This is a genomic window from Saccharopolyspora spinosa NRRL 18395 (assembly GCF_000194155.1).
Lineage (GTDB): Bacteria > Actinomycetota > Actinomycetes > Mycobacteriales > Pseudonocardiaceae > Saccharopolyspora > Saccharopolyspora spinosa.
In genome coordinates this window covers 3,357,971-3,371,907 of the sequence record NZ_GL877878.1, presented here as the reverse complement: position 1 = coordinate 3,371,907, position 13,937 = coordinate 3,357,971, and the positions used below count along the sequence as shown (strand labels likewise).

Here is a 13,937-nt window from a genome sequence, read left to right as displayed (position 1 = left end):
CCTCACTTTCCGGTGTCGGTCGGTACCGAGCTGGCTTGGTGCAGGTCGTGGTGGCGGGTTTCCGGGGCCATGAGCACCGACACGATCAGTCCGAGGACACAGATCAGACCGGCCAGCAGCATGGTGGCGCCGATACCCATGTGGCCCAGCAGAATCGGAGTGACGAACGTGCCGACGCCGGCGCCGATCCTGCTGACCGTGGTTCCCAGGCCCACGGCGGTGGCCCGGATGGCGGTCGGAAAGAGCTCGTTGGGATAGATCCATTGCAGGATCGTCGGGCCGCCGATGGCGAGCGCGTAGAGCACGAACAGTGTCGCGATCACCGGGGTCGGAGCGGTGGGTATCAGGCCGAGGAGCAGCAGCGCGACGGTGGCCACAGCGAACGGCCAAATGAGCAATGTTCGCCGGTTGAGCCGGTTGGCCACCAGTGTTGCGATCACGCAGCCGGCCAGGAAGAACACGCCGATGGCGGCCGAGCCGAGGTTGGCCTGCCTCGGATCGTCGAGATTGAGTGCGCTGAGCAGAGCGGGACCGAAGGCGTAGATGGCGTAGACGGGCCACAGCGAGCAGGCCCAGAACACCGCGACGAACACGGTCCGGCGCAGGTAGCCCTTGGAGATCAAACCGCGCAGGCTGGTCTCGCCCGGTTCGGCGGGCAAATCGTCTAGCTCCGCGTCCGGTCCGAGTGCTTTGCGCAGCGCGGCCTTGGCTTCCTCGGTGCGCCCCTTGGACAACAGCCAGCGGGGCGACTCGGGTGTGCCGAAGCGGGCCACCATCAGCACGGCTGCGGGGATCGCGGGAGACAGCAGCATCCACCGCCAGGCGTCAGGGCCGAGCTCGAGAAGCGCCTCGCCGACCAGGTAAGCAATGGTGTTGCCTGCCGCCCACATGGTCGTCAGCCAGCCGAGCATGCTGCCTCGGTGCCGGCGCGGGGTGAACTCCGCGAGCAGCGAGGTGGCGATCGGGTAGTCCGCCCCGATGGCCAGCCCCACCACGAAGCGCAGGATGAGCAGCCACACGGGGCCGTCCACGAAGAACTGGGCCACCGAGCCGACGACGATCGCCGCCAGATCAATGGTGTACATCGCCTGTCGGCCGACCAGATCCGTCACGTAACCGAAGACCAGGCCGCCGAGGAACATGCCCAGCAGCGCGGATGCGGCGAGCAGGCCCTGCCAGACCGGACTCAGGTCCCACAGGGGCACCACCTGTGTGAGGGCCAGCCCGATGATGCCGAGCACATAGCCGTCCAGCAGGGGGCCGCCGGCGGAGTAGAGGGTCAACCTGCGGTGAAACCAGGTCAGTGGCGCGTCGTCCACGCCCGTCTTTGCTGTGGGTCGGCCGGCATCCCGGTGATATCGGGTCGCTTCGGCTTGTCCTGTGTCGTGCTGTCGCATGCCACCGCCCTGTCTGTGTGTGGGGTCCGACACATGCCGCAGGACCTTAAGGTTGTTCAACAAAGACTGTCAATACACCGCATAGGCCCAGGAAAGTATTGAGCATTGTTGAACAAGCTAGCTATAGTGCGGGCATGGCTGAAGGCATAGACCTGACGGGCACGACCGCCGACCGTGCGGCGGAGGAGTTGCGTGAAGGCATCGTCACGGGCGCATTGCCGCCCGGCACCCCGCTGCGGGAGGTCACCCTGGCGGCCGAGCTCGGCGTGTCCCGCAACACGCTCCGCGAGGCGCTGCGCCTGCTCACTATGGAAGGGCTGGTGAGCCAGCGACTGCACAAGGGCGCGGTGGTGAACACCATGTCCGCCGAGCGGATCCAGGACATCTACCTGGTGCGGCGAACTCTCGAATTGCGCGCCGTGGAGGAGAGTGGTGCCGCGACACCGGCTGCGCTGGCCGCCATCGATGGTGCGGTGCGGGCAGAAGAGCGAGCCGAACAAACCGGGAACTGGCGGGAAGTGGGCACTGCGAGCCTGCGTTTCCACTGCGCGATCGTGGCCACCCTGGGCAGCCCGATGCTGGACTCGATGTTCCGGGGCGTCACCGCTCAGCAGCGACTGGCATTCGCCGTGGTGGCAGAAGAACGACGGATCCAGCAGCCCTGGGTGTCGCGGGACCGGGAAATCTGCGATCTCATCCACGCCGGCTACCGCGCAGCCGCCGGAAGGGCGCTGCGCGAATACCTGGACGACTCGGAACGCGTGGTACTCGGCCTGGTCGGCGAAGACGCCAACGCGACCGTGGACGCGATCAGCAAGGAGGCATGATGGGGTCCTACCCTGCCGCATACCAGCCCGGTGCGAACGCCACGTTCGCTGCCGACCGGGACCTCTACGGGCGCATCGGCAACGCCTCACCGGATCAGCGGATCCAGGTCGAGTCGTTCATCATTCCGCCGCGCTCCGGGCAGGCCTGGGAAGTACCGGCCGGCTCTGTCTGCCGGATCATTGCCGTCGACGGCCCGCAGGTCGGCGACCTCAACGTGTGGCACCGGCACAACCCGCGTGAGCGGATGTGGGCGTCGCGGACCCGCCAGTTGCAGCGTGCGCACGTGTCCACCTACGACCGCATCTGGTCCACGCTGCCCTACCTGCGGCCGCTGCTCACCATCACGGGGGACAGCCTCGACGGCTACGGCCCGGATGAGCACGGTGGCCGCGTTCACGACCTACTCGGCACCCGGTGCGACCCGTACGTCAACCGGTTGCTCACCGGGGAGGACTTCGATTTCCACTGTCATTCCAACCTCACCCGCGCGGTGCTGCCCTACGGGCTGACCGAGCTGGACGTGCACGACGTGCTGAACGTCTTCCAGTGCACGGGCCTCAACGACGAGGATCGCTACTTCATGAAGGCAAGCCCAGCACGGCGCGGCGACTTCCTGGAGTTCTTCGCCGAGGTCGATCTGCTGTGTGCACTATCCACCTGCCCCGGTGGCGACTTGAGCATTCCCTTGTGGGGTCCGGAAGCGGGCGATCCCATCGAGGTATGCCGCCCACTCGGCATCGAGGTGCACCGGCTGGACCCGGCCCTGCTCGACGGTTGGACACCACCCGAACCGGCTCTATATCGCAACATGCACGGCTTGACCCTGCTCTCCGTCGCCCAGTCGCAGGGCGACGACTCGTGGTGGGTGCGCGACTCTCCCACGACCAGCGCTCCGGCCGGGCCCCTGGACACCGCAGCGACCGACTTCCACCGAACGCTGCCCGGCTACCAGCCCACACCACTGCAGGATTTGCCCGAGCTCGCCGAAAAGTACGGCATCGGCCGGCTCTGGGCGAAGGTGGAATCCACCAGACTGGGCATGCCGTCGTTCAAAATGCTCGGCGCGTCATGGGCATGCTGCCGTGCACTTGCCGACCGCGTCGGTGCCCCACCGATCCCGGACGAACTACGGCCGCGGGTGACGGGGCGGTTCACACTGGTCGCGGCCACCGACGGCAACCACGGCCACGCGGTCGCCCGCACCGCCCGCTGGCTCGGCGTAGCCTGCCGGATCTACCTCCCCGAGTCGATCGGCGCCGAGCGGTCCGCGGCGATCAAAGAAGAGGGCGCGGACGTCATAGTGGTGCCGGGCAGCTACGACGACGCGATCGCGCTGGCAGCAACACAGGAAAACGACAACACGCTGGTCATCTCCGACACCGCATGGCCGGGCTACGAACAAGTGCCCCGTACGGTGATCGACGGCTACGCCACATTGTTCGGGGAGATCGAAGCACAGCTCCCGGACGGAGAGCTGCCCGATCTCGTGATCGTGCAGGTTGGCGTAGGCGCACTGGCAACGGCCGTCGCGCGCTGGCTTTCCCGGTTGCCGGGACGCCGCCCCCGCCTGTTGGCAGTGGAACCCACCGAAGCGGCTTGCCTGCTGCGCTCGCTGCGGGCCGGGGCGCCGACGGAGGCCCCGGCACCACATCGCTCCGGAATGGACGGACTGAACTGCGGCAATGTCTCGCCGATCGCCTGGCCGACGCTGGCCGCCGGGATCGACGCGGCACTCGTGGTAGACGACGCTGCGGGCGCAGCGGCGGTGGCATCGCTGCACAGTGCCGGGGTGAGCACCGAGATGACTGGCGCCGCAGGCATCGCCGGTCTGGATCGTCTGACCAGCGACGAGACGCTCGACCTGCTCCGCCGCCACCTGGACGTCTCGGCGAACACCCGAGTGCTCGCTCTGGTCACCGAGGGGGCAACCGCAGGGCCGCGGCAAAGTCGTTAGTTCCTTGTCAGGCAACGTTGATCTGGTTATTGAGATCCTGGCGGGAAGTCTTCGGGTTGCTTCGCGAAACCACGAGGCGATCGGCAACGGGCGCATGACCGATGCTCACCTCGCATTGCGCGAACCGCTGACCGGACTGGTCAATCGCGCTTTACTCGCCGATCGCCTGCACCACCACCTGGCGGCGCTGTCCGCTGGCAGCGGCGAAGTGCTGCTCTCGACATCGAGGCTTTCGATCATCGAGAACGCGGAAGCGCGTGCCTCGCCCATGAAGCAACGCGCCATTGACCGCGCTTGTCGAGATCGCGGATGAACCAACACGTCGGCGCATTTGGGATGAAGACTGGCTGATGCCGGCCACCTTTCTTCAACGTGGGAATCGAGAGTTCCACGCGAGTTGGTGGCGGAAACACAACGGGGGAGTTGGAGCAGGCGGGCGAATCCGCTTTCCAGGCGGGACAGGCTGCTCTCCGAAACCCTGGTCTTCGCCGCGAGTTCAGTCAGGTGATCCCGTGTGCCAGCACGGGATCACAGCCGCTCGCCCGCGTCCAGTACGCCCACGTCTCCGGCCGCGAATTCCAGCAAGACGGTGCAACCCGCCCAAAAGACCATCTCTGCCAGGTTGTCGGGCAGAAGGTCACCCGGGCATGCCTTTCAGGGCTTGGAGATCTGGGCGATGAGAATGTCTCTGGTCTCTGTGAGGTGGGCCTTGACGGCAGCGGAGGCTCGGGCCTCGTCGCCGGAGAGAACGGCATCGTGGATCTCGCGGTGCGCTGCGATGACCTCGGCGAGGGAGCGCGTATGGGTAGTCGAAAGCCGTCGTGTGTGCGCCTGGCCGCGGGCACGACTGACGGCCTCGGCGACCTGTGCGTTGCCTGCCGCACGGAGTATCGCATCGTGGAAGGTTGTGTCGTGTTGCTGGAAGGCCAGCTCATTGCCCCTGGCGCAGGCGTCCTCCATAGCGCTGAATGCCTGCCGCATCCGGTCGAGTTGTTCGCTGTTCTCCGACACAGCAGCGAGGGCCGCGGATGGCACTTCGAGCAGTAGGCGTAGACCGAAGAGGTCATGGACATCGGTCACGGAAGCTTCGAGGATGCGAACGCCTTTGCTGCGCTCGAAGGAGACGACACCCTCGGACGCGAACTTGAGGAGGGCTTCGCGTACCGGGGTGCGGGACACACCCAGTTGGCGAGAGATTTCCACGACGGAGTAGAGCTTGCCCGCTTCCAGCTCGCCCCGGACCAGGGCGTCGCGCAGCTCATCGTAGATGCGCTGCGTAAGTGGAATGTCGTCGGCGAGTGATCTCAATGGAATTCCTTCGCGGGCCTCTGGTGGACATCGACAAGGGTAGCCGCAGTGGTCGTCACATAAAGTCGAGGTCGGCGCCTTGGCTGGCTGGTAGGACGGTCTCGGCGTAGAGGCGCCGCCATCCTCGGGCAGGTGGCGTGATCTCGGGGAGGTCGGCGAGCCGCTGCTCGAGGGTGGTCTCATCGATCAACAGGTCGATCCGGCGCGCTGGGATGTCGAGGCGGATGAGATCGCCGTTCTGGACGGCGGCGAGCGGGCCGCCGACAGCGGCCTCGGGGGCGCAATGGAGGACCACGGTTCCGTAGGAGGTACCGCTCATTCGCGCGTCTGAGACCCGGACCATGTCGCGCACGCCCTGCCGGGCGAGCTTCGCCGGGATCGGGAGGGCGCCGCTTTCCGGAAAGCCTGCGGCCACCGGACCCGAGTAACGCAAGACCAGAACGTGTTCCGCGGTGATTTCGGTGTCGGGATCATCGAGGATGGCTGTGATGTCCTGACCGGCGTCGACCACGAAGGCGGGGCCGGTGTGCTGAAACAGATGCGGACTGGCGGCAGAGGTCTTGATGACAGCCCCGTTGGGAGCGAGCGATCCCTTGAGGACTGCCAGCGCCCCGGGCGGGCCGAGGGGCTCCTCGAGTGTGGTGATCGCGGTCTGCCATTCCTGGCGCTCAGGTAGGTCTGCGAGCAGGTCACCGAGCCGCGTTCCCGTGGCTCCGACGGTCGTCAGGTCCAGGCGGCCCGCCAGTTGCTTGAGGACGGCCGGGATCCCTCCGGAACGGTGCAGGTCTTCCATGTAGAGCTGGCCGGAGGGTTTGAGGTCGACCATGAGTGGAACGTCGGCCGCGACCGTGTCGAACTCTTCGAGGGCGAGGTCGATGCCTGCGCGGCGGGCGACCGCGAGGAGATGCACGAGGGCGTTGGTGGATCCGCCGAGCGCGGCGAGGACCTTGATCGCGTTCTCGAACGCGGGGCGAGTCAGTATGTCGCGCGGCGGTGCACCGCCTTCGCGCACCATCTCCACGATTCGCCGGCCGGTGAGCACGCCGTGCCGAAGTCGCGCGCCACTGCTGGCTGGCGGCGTTGCGCCTCCCGGCAGCATCATGCCCAGCACCTCGGTGAGCGACGCCATCGTCGACGCGGTGCCCATGACGGCACAGGTTCCCGCTGTCGCCACCAGTTCGCCACGAGCTTCGGTGATCTCCGCCGCATCGAGCACTCCGCCGCGATGGTCTCCCCACAAGCGGCGGCAGTCGGTGCACGCGCCCAGGCGCTGGCCTCGCCAGCTGCCGGTCAGCATCGGACCGACGACTTCGAGCAGCACCGGCTTGTCGGTCGAGGCCGCCGCCATGAGCTGGGCCGGCACGGTCTTGTCGCATCCGCCCAGCAGTACGGCGCCATTCATGGGCAGTGCCTCGATCATCTCCTCCGTGTCCATCGCCATGAGGTTGCGAAAAAGCATGCTCGTCGGCGAAGTCAGGATCTCCCCGAGCGAGATCGTCGGGAACTCCATAGGAAGGCCGCCTGCTTCGAGCACCCCGCGTCGGACGGACTCAAGCAGAGCAGGCATGTCGCGGTGGCAGGTGTTGTAGTCGGACTTGGTGACCGCGATCCCGATGACGGGCCGGTCGAGATCCACGTCGTCGTAACCGGCGGAGGCGAGGAACGCACGACGCAGGTACCGGCTGAAGCCCTCGTCGCCATAACTGGTGCGCGACCGGTCGATCGCGGATTCGGCGGGCTTGGGGGCCATCAGTGTTTCTCCTGTGTGTCCAGTAGTGATCTTGGTGGTTGATCTTCCGCTTCAGCAAGATCCAGCAATATGCGATCGATCGGCTCGCCTTGTTCATCGGCAAGAAGCACAAACGCGGACGCGGTTTCGGCCTGCCTGTCGTGGTTTGAGGTGGCGGGAGCTGGAGCGGGCGTGACCTGACCACGGGCACCAGGGAACGCACAGCCGACCGGGAAACCGGCGGCGCGAATGCCCTGGGCTCGGACGTCAGTGATCATTCACTACGCCAGCTCCCGACCCGACTTGGTGGGGCGGGCAGGCTGGGGTCGGTGATGGCGGCGTAGCGGCCCGGCCGGCGCGCGCCGAAGATGCTCACTTCGTACTCACCGGGGATGAACACCAGTTCTTTGGCACGGGCACGTTCGAGCTGGACTTCGGCAACGAACGTCCCCGTCTCCGCGCCCGCGTCGAGAACGATGTCGGCGTCCGGGCCGACGATCTGACTTCGGCCCAGGAAACGCAGGCCACCTTCTTCGTCGGGCCGGTCCGCGATCGCCAGGAAGACCCGGTTCTCCCAGGCCCGCACGCGCGTGACGAGCTCGGCCAGCAGCGTCGCGGACGCTGGCCAGGCGGTCGGCATGACGATGATGTCCGCGCCGGCGAGTGCGAGCTCGCGGGCGGATTCCGGGAAGCGGAGGTCGAAGCAGATCATCATGCCGACTCGGCCGAATGGCGTGTCGAACACCCGCGGGGCACCGTCGTCCCCGGGGGCCACGAACCGATCGGCTCCCATGAAGGGGATGTGCTGCTTGCGGTAGTGGCCGAGCGTTCCCGCAGGCCCTAGGGCCAGGGCGGTGTTGTAGACGTAGCCGTCGGTGCCGCGCTCCAGGAGACCGAGCACCGCGTGGACGCCAGTCCGGCGAACGACGTGATGCAGGGGGAGGAGCGCCGGGTCGTCGAGCGGCAGGGCCGCTTGATGTACCGCGTCGGCATCGGCGAACATGTAACCGTGCAGGTAGCACTCGGGAAAGACGAGTAGGTCGGCCCCCCGTTCGGCGGCGCTGATGACTTCGTTGACCGCAGTGTCGATGTTGGCGGCGACATCGCCCAGGACGCTGCCGCTCTGCACCAGACCAACGCGAGGCGCCGTTAGCGAGGTCGGCCCGAGTCCAGGCATCCCGGTCGAATCTGTGGAGGACACGGCCCGATTCTTACACTCAGGCATGCAGCATGTAAAGCTTGACGTGTTGCATGCAGCATGTCACAGTCCGCAGACTCGTTGAGCCCGGCGCGATGGTCGCGCGACCGGATCTGCAGCTGACGAGCCGAGAGAAAGGGTGTGACAGAGTTGGCCACCATCGGACGGACCAACCAGCAGCGTTGCGATCTGTCGAAGCGCATCTTTCGCAGAATCGTGCCACTTTTGTGCGTGGTATACGTGATCAGCTTCCTGGATCGGACGAACATCGGGTTCGCGAAGGATCGACTCGAGGTAGATCTCGGAATCTCAGCTGCCGCGTACGGGCTGGGCGCAGGTCTGTTCTTCTTGAGCTATGCCCTGCTCGAGGTGCCGAGCAACCTGCTGATGCGCAAGGTCGGTGCCAAGTGGTGGATCGCGCGGATCATGATCACATGGGGCCTCCTGTCCAGCGCGATGGCCTTGGTACAGGGCGAGATCTCCTTCTACGTGATCCGGTTGCTACTCGGTGCTGCGGAGGCGGGTCTGTTCCCCGGCGTCATCTTGTACTTCACGTACTGGTTCACGCGTGAGGAGCGAGCCAAGGCCAACGGGTACTTCCTGCTGGGAGCCTCGATCGCCAATATCGTCGGTTCGCCGGTCGCCGGGTTGCTGCTGAGCCTCGATGGGCTCGGTGGGTTGCATGGCTGGCAGTGGCTGTTCATCGTCGAGGGCGTCCCCGCCGTGGTGCTCGCGTTCATCGTGCTCCGGGTGCTGCCGGACTCTCCGCAGAGCGCGTCGTGGGTCACCAAGGAGGAAGTACGTGACCTGCAGGCTCGGCTGGACGCCGAAGCCGACGTCGCGCAGGAGAGGACCGGCCGTCATCCCGTTGCGCAGGTCCTACGGGACGTGCAGATCCTCATGGTGATCGCGGTCTACTTCTGCCACCAAGTGGCGATCTACGCCGTCGCCTACTTCCTGCCCAGCATCATCGGCAGCGCCAACTCGCTGACCCCGATTCAGACCGGGCTCCTCACTATGCTTCCCTGGCTCGCCTCCGGTGTCGGGGCACTGCTGCTTCCGCGACTGGCCACTACCGCCTCCCGGGCTCGTCTGCTCATCGCCACGGCGCTGATCGTCATGGCGTTCGGTTTCGTGCTCGGCCTCGTGGCCGGTCCCGTGCTCGGGCTCGTTGGCATGTGCATCTCCGGATTTGTCTTCTGGTGCGTCAACTCCACCATCTTCACCTTCCCCGCCTCCCGGCTCACCGGCGCCGCCCTCGCAGGTGGTCTCGCGTTCGTCAACTCCTGCGGCATCCTCGGGGGGTTCGTCGGCCCCTATCTCATGGGGCTCATGGAGAACGCCACCGGCAACCCCGCCTCGGGACTGTGGGCCGTTGCCGTGCTGCTCGTTGTCGGAGCGGTACTGGCCATGCTGCTGCGTCAGGGTCATGAAGGCCCCAGCGTCGACACTCCAGCTCGCAAGTCCAGTCTGGAATTTGACTGACGTAATGCCTGACGGTGAAACTGCCTGGGCCTCAACGCGACCCACTTACGTGCTGCTGACCTGTTTGGACAGCGGGCCACGCCGGTGGGTTGCGGTCCAGGCTGGACCGCGGCCAGCTGAAGAGCGCCGGGGCGGACGGATTCGCGTCTGCCCACCTGCGTCAGCGGTGCGGTGCGTAAAACCGGATCGGTAACTCGTTGAGCGAGGACACGTCCGCGGCGGTGTGCTCACGGACTCGATGTGCGGGCCGCTGATGCGCAGCCAGGCGCCGTCGCGCAGAATCAGGACGGGATCGGCGTTCCCCGTGTGGTGGGCTGCGGCCGCAAGGGCAGCTACCGGCGGTAACCGTCTCTTGTGGACGCGGTGGGGGGAACCGCAACGACGGTTGTTTCTAGCTGGCGTGCGGGGTGTTGTCGTCCTCGATGGCCCAGACCGCGATTTGGGAGCGTGAGGTGAAGCCGAGTTTGACGAGAATGTTCTCGACGTGGGCTTCGGCGGTGCGCTGGGAGATGACCAGGTTGCTGGCGATTTGCTTGTTGCTCATGCCTTGGCGCACGAGTTCGGCGATTTCCCGCTCGCGTCGGCTAAGGCGTGTGTGCGGCTCTTTCCGGGGAGCGGCCTCGGTGCGTGGCGGTTTGCCGCGGGCGTAGGCGATGGCTTGTTCGAGGCTGACGTCCGCGCCTTTGGCGTAGCAAAGGCGGTACTGGTCGTCGCCGAGAGCGTGGCGGGTCCGTTGTTCGCATTCGTCGTGGTAATTGCTGAAGAAGGTCAGCAGTGGTGCGCCGGCTTCGCGGCGAATGGTTTCGGCGGTGCCGAACATTTGGGCGGCGTCGGCGTGGCGGTTTTCGCTTGTGGCGACCCATGCGAGCAATTCGGCGCACAGTCCGTTGCAGTGTTGGTCGTTGAATCCCTGCAGGAGGTCGAGGCTTTCGCGGGCCAGGGTGGCGGCTCGTTGCGGCTGGCCTTGCCGCCAGGCGTCGACGCCGAGGCCCCAGAGGGCGTAGGAGCAGCGCCAGCTTTCGCCGTATTCGCGTGAGAGCGCGAGAAGTTCCTCGTGCGCGGCGGTGACGCGTTCGGAGTCGCCGTGCAGCGAGGCGCAGACGCCAAGGAGGACCAGCCCGGTGGAAAACCAGGGCAGGTCCCCGGAAAACCGCAGCCGGGGGATCATTTCTTCACAGAGCTCAACCGCAGTTGAGAAGTCGCCTTGCAGTGCCGTGTTGAGGGCGTCGGTAATCTGGAGCGGTGCGGCTGTGTCCCCGTCGTGATCGGCAGCGAGCGTGCGGGCCTCGCTGATGAGAGTCGACGCTGCGGGAACATCGCTTTGCAGAAGGGCGAGGTAGCTGGCACTAATGAGCAAACGCAGCCGGTCGCCGTCTTTCTCGGTGCCATGCTGAAGGATTCGGTCGCACCAGCGGCGGCCTTCACTGGTGAGTCCGCTGACGCGCCAGTAGTCGCGGAGGGCGTCGGCGATGCGCGTTCCGGCGACGGTACCTGTCGGCTCGTTCAGGCAGAATTCGAGTGCGGTGCGAATGTTGGCGTGTTCGGTTCGCAGGCGTGCAAACCAACGGGCTTGATCCGGGCCGAACCAGTGCTGCTGCATCTGCTCGGACAGTTTCAGGCACCAGTCCCGGTGCCGTTGGCGGACCCGCGTCTCCTGGCCGGAACGTCGCAGCATGTCGCGGCCGTACTGCCGGATGGTCTCCAGCAGCCGGAACCGGGCCGGGCCGCCACGGTCATCGCGGATGAGGATCGACTTGTCCACCAGTCCTGTCAGCGTGTCTAGAATGTCGGCTTGGGTTAGGTTTTCGTCCGCGCAGACCGCCTCGGCACCGTCGAGATCGAAGCTGTCGGCGAAGACAGAGGTACGTGCCCACAGCTCCTTCTCGTTGCTGGAGCACAGATCGCAACTCCATTCGATCAGGGCGCGCAGCGTCTGATGTCGCGGCAGCGCGGCCCTGTTGCCGGAGGTGAGCAGGCTGAACCGGTTGTCCAGCCGTCGCAGGATTTGATCGGGGGACAGCACTCTCAGGTTGACCGCCGCCAGTTCGATGGCCAGCGGAATGCCGTCCAGTCGTCGGCAGATGCCGGAGGCGGCATGTCCGTTGTGGTCGTCGAGGACGAAGTCCGGCAGGACCGCTTTCGCACGATCCGAAAACAGCGCGATAGCTTCGTAACCGGCCAACGCACTGGGCTTAACATGGCTGTTGGGATCCGGGCATTGCAGGGCGGAGACCGGCAGGATGTACTCCCCGGCGATGCCGAGCGCCTGGCGGCTGGTGACCAGGATCCGCAGTTCAGGACACCGTTCGAGCAGGGCCGCCACGGTGAGCGCGCAGGTTTCAAGCACATGTTCGCAGTTGTCGAGCACTAGCAGCAGACGCCGGTCCGCGACACTCTTGGCCACTGTCTCGGCGGTCCAGCGGGTGGACTGATCGTGGATGCCCAGTGCGGACACGATCGCTTGTGGTACGAGCCCCTCGTCTTCCAGACCCGCGAGTTCGACCAGCCACACACCGTCGGGGAAGGCGCGCCGCATGTTCCAGGCGGCGCGCGAGGCCAGCCTGGTCTTGCCCACGCCGCCCACGCCGGTCAGGCTGACCAGCCGGGAGGAGGACAGTGCCCGCCTGACCTGGCTCAGCTCTTTGCGCCGGCCGACGAAGCTGGTGAGCTCGGTCGGCCATTTTCCCTGCACGGGCGGCGTGGACACGTCGGTCATAGCAGTTCCAGGCTAGCTCGGCGGCTCGTGAGAAACCGGCCGCAAGCACGCAGGTGGTATGCGGGCTGGTCAGCCGTGCACGTGCGGCGGTTTGCTGGCCAGGGCGAGGTGGGCCTCGCCGAGGGCTTCGGTCCGGGTTGGCGTGCACGAGATTGGCCTTCGATTATAGATGAGCTGGGCTTCGCCGACGAGTTCGCCGACGCGGTCGCCGCCCACGTGCAGTCCGACGAGCGGGCCGTCGGCGGCGCGCACGAGCTCGACCGCACCGGCGGTCTTGACGATCTGGTTCTTGTCGTTTCCGGTTAGGTCGTAGGTGAAGATCTGCACCTCGCCGTACTGCTCCTTGGCGGCGGCCCCGGTGCGGCCGACTGAGGAGACCTCGGGGTGGGAGTAGGTCACGCGGGGGATGCCCCGCCTCGTCGACCGGCAGCGGGTTCAGGCGCTCGGGTGGCTGCTCGTGGGCGTCGTCGTGCTGGCAGTCCAGGGCCCGCGGCGGGTTGATCTTTCCCTGCATACGAACCGTGCCGAGGTGTGACGGCGTTGTTTCAGCCGTCGGACTTGGACTCCGTCCGGCCTGCCCAGAGCCCGCGCGCGTGCTCGAGGTGTCGCCTCATGACTTCGATCGCGTCTTCGGTCCGGCCCGCTTCGACGGCGTCGAGGAGCTCGTCGTGTTCCCGGATGGATGTCAGCAGTACCTGTGTGCTGGCCAAACGGTCGAGACCGTAGAGCCGTGTCTGGTCGCGGAGTTGGCCGACGAAATCCACCAGCCGAGGGTTGCCGAGGTGCGCCAGCAGGGCCAGATGGAGCTGTCGGTCGATGCCGAGGTAGCCGATCAAGTCGTCGGCGAGAACGGCTTTCTGAGTGCGATCGGCGAGGTCACGCAGGGCCGCGAAATCGCCGACTAGGCCGTGCGCGGTGATCTCGCGGACGGCGCCGACTTCCAGCATGAGCCGGATCTGCAGAATCTGGTCCAGGTCGGCATCGGTGAGCACGCGGACGCGAAAGCCGCGATTGCGCACCATTTCGATCAGCCCTTCCTTGGTCAGGTCGAGCAGCGCCTCGCGGACGGGTGTGATCGAAACCTGCAGCTGCTCGGCGATCTGGCCGATCGCGTAGAGCGTTCCTGGCTGGAGCTCTCCGGACACGATCTGCGCGCGGATCACATCGGCCGCGTCGTCGCGCAGACTCTGGCGTCGAAGCCCCGTGGACGGTGTGGTCGCCGCGGCAGGATCGGACATGCGAACCCTCTCGTAATGTCAAACCTTCGCCGCACAGCCTAGTCCTGTTTAAAACCTGATGTGTAAGGTATCAGCGCCGATCCC

General features: G+C 66.2%; 11 protein-coding genes and 1 pseudogene. 4 read left to right on the top strand and 8 right to left on the bottom strand.

What is annotated here, in order from left to right; genetic code table 11:
• Positions 1–2 precede the first annotated feature (2 nt).
• A complete protein-coding gene (locus SSPN_RS0116630) occupies positions 3–1,319 on the bottom strand; it encodes an MFS transporter (RefSeq protein WP_010696291.1) in 1,317 nt (438 codons plus the stop codon).
• A gap of 212 nt (positions 1,320–1,531) precedes the next feature.
• Between SSPN_RS0116630 and SSPN_RS0116625 the strand changes: the two genes are divergently transcribed.
• The 3 genes from SSPN_RS0116625 to SSPN_RS0116615 are packed head-to-tail and all read left to right on the top strand — an operon-like array spanning position 1,532 to position 4,492.
• The gene (locus SSPN_RS0116625) at positions 1,532–2,224 is read left to right on the top strand and encodes a GntR family transcriptional regulator (RefSeq protein WP_010696290.1); all 693 of its coding nucleotides are present in this window, start codon (positions 1,532–1,534) and stop codon (positions 2,222–2,224) included.
• Positions 2,221–4,179 (top strand): diaminopropionate ammonia-lyase, encoded by a 1,959-nt coding sequence (locus SSPN_RS62170; RefSeq protein ID WP_148271979.1) that lies wholly within the window; start codon positions 2,221–2,223, stop codon positions 4,177–4,179. The genes SSPN_RS0116625 and SSPN_RS62170 overlap by 4 nt, the downstream gene beginning before the upstream one ends.
• A gap of 4 nt (positions 4,180–4,183) precedes the next feature.
• A complete protein-coding gene (locus SSPN_RS0116615) occupies positions 4,184–4,492 on the top strand; it encodes a hypothetical protein (protein ID WP_085982078.1) in 309 nt (102 codons plus the stop codon).
• A 341-nt stretch (positions 4,493–4,833) separates the two neighbouring features.
• On the opposite strand, the gene SSPN_RS44150 is transcribed toward SSPN_RS0116615, so the two are convergent.
• Genes SSPN_RS44150 through SSPN_RS44145 form a run of 4 tightly spaced genes read right to left on the bottom strand, consistent with a single transcriptional unit; the run spans position 4,834 to position 8,417 of the window.
• Entirely contained in the window at positions 4,834–5,487 is a 654-nt protein-coding gene (locus tag SSPN_RS44150) for a GntR family transcriptional regulator (protein WP_010696287.1), read from the bottom strand.
• A 55-nt stretch (positions 5,488–5,542) separates the two neighbouring features.
• The gene (locus tag SSPN_RS0116605; protein WP_010696286.1) at positions 5,543–7,237 is read right to left on the bottom strand and encodes a dihydroxy-acid dehydratase; all 1,695 of its coding nucleotides are present in this window, start codon (positions 7,235–7,237) and stop codon (positions 5,543–5,545) included.
• Complete coding sequence (locus SSPN_RS54850; RefSeq protein ID WP_143539575.1) at positions 7,237–7,494, bottom strand: hypothetical protein; 258 nt, start codon at positions 7,492–7,494, stop codon at positions 7,237–7,239. The genes SSPN_RS0116605 and SSPN_RS54850 overlap by 1 nt, the downstream gene beginning before the upstream one ends.
• Entirely contained in the window at positions 7,491–8,417 is a 927-nt protein-coding gene (locus tag SSPN_RS44145; protein WP_170121557.1) for a carbon-nitrogen hydrolase family protein, read from the bottom strand. The genes SSPN_RS54850 and SSPN_RS44145 overlap by 4 nt, the downstream gene beginning before the upstream one ends.
• 138 nt (positions 8,418–8,555) lie before the next feature.
• Between SSPN_RS44145 and SSPN_RS0116590 the strand changes: the two genes are divergently transcribed.
• The gene (locus SSPN_RS0116590; RefSeq protein ID WP_010696283.1) at positions 8,556–9,899 is read left to right on the top strand and encodes an MFS transporter; all 1,344 of its coding nucleotides are present in this window, start codon (positions 8,556–8,558) and stop codon (positions 9,897–9,899) included.
• 391 nt (positions 9,900–10,290) lie between these two features.
• Here SSPN_RS0116590 and SSPN_RS0116585 read toward each other — a convergent pair whose 3' ends face one another.
• The 3 genes and pseudogenes from SSPN_RS0116585 to SSPN_RS0116570 all read right to left on the bottom strand — a co-directional run bounded on the left by SSPN_RS0116585 (position 10,291) and on the right by SSPN_RS0116570 (position 13,853).
• Positions 10,291–12,615, bottom strand: coding sequence for an ATP-binding protein (locus tag SSPN_RS0116585; protein ID WP_010696282.1), 2,325 nt, complete (start codon positions 12,613–12,615; stop codon positions 10,291–10,293).
• 69 nt (positions 12,616–12,684) lie between these two features.
• Positions 12,685–13,054 (bottom strand): annotated as a pseudogene (locus SSPN_RS0116580) (dihydrolipoyl dehydrogenase); the annotation flags it as partial.
• Positions 13,055–13,160: 106 nt separating this feature from the next.
• The gene (locus SSPN_RS0116570) at positions 13,161–13,853 is read right to left on the bottom strand and encodes a GntR family transcriptional regulator (RefSeq protein ID WP_010696279.1); all 693 of its coding nucleotides are present in this window, start codon (positions 13,851–13,853) and stop codon (positions 13,161–13,163) included.
• Positions 13,854–13,937 lie beyond the last annotated feature (84 nt).

Bases quoted from the DNA above. Each gene is read 5' to 3' on its own strand.
- SSPN_RS0116625 (WP_010696290.1), top strand. From the start codon at position 1,532: ATGGCTGAAGGCATAGACCTGACGGGCACGACCGCCGACCGTGCGGCG.
- SSPN_RS62170 (WP_148271979.1), top strand. From the start codon at position 2,221: ATGATGGGGTCCTACCCTGCCGCATACCAGCCCGGTGCGAACGCCACG.
- SSPN_RS0116605 (WP_010696286.1), bottom strand. From the start codon at position 7,237: ATGGCCCCCAAGCCCGCCGAATCCGCGATCGACCGGTCGCGCACCAGT.
- SSPN_RS54850 (WP_143539575.1), bottom strand. From the start codon at position 7,494: ATGATCACTGACGTCCGAGCCCAGGGCATTCGCGCCGCCGGTTTCCCG.
- SSPN_RS0116585 (WP_010696282.1), bottom strand. From the start codon at position 12,615: ATGACCGACGTGTCCACGCCGCCCGTGCAGGGAAAATGGCCGACCGAG.
- SSPN_RS0116570 (WP_010696279.1), bottom strand. From the start codon at position 13,853: ATGTCCGATCCTGCCGCGGCGACCACACCGTCCACGGGGCTTCGACGC.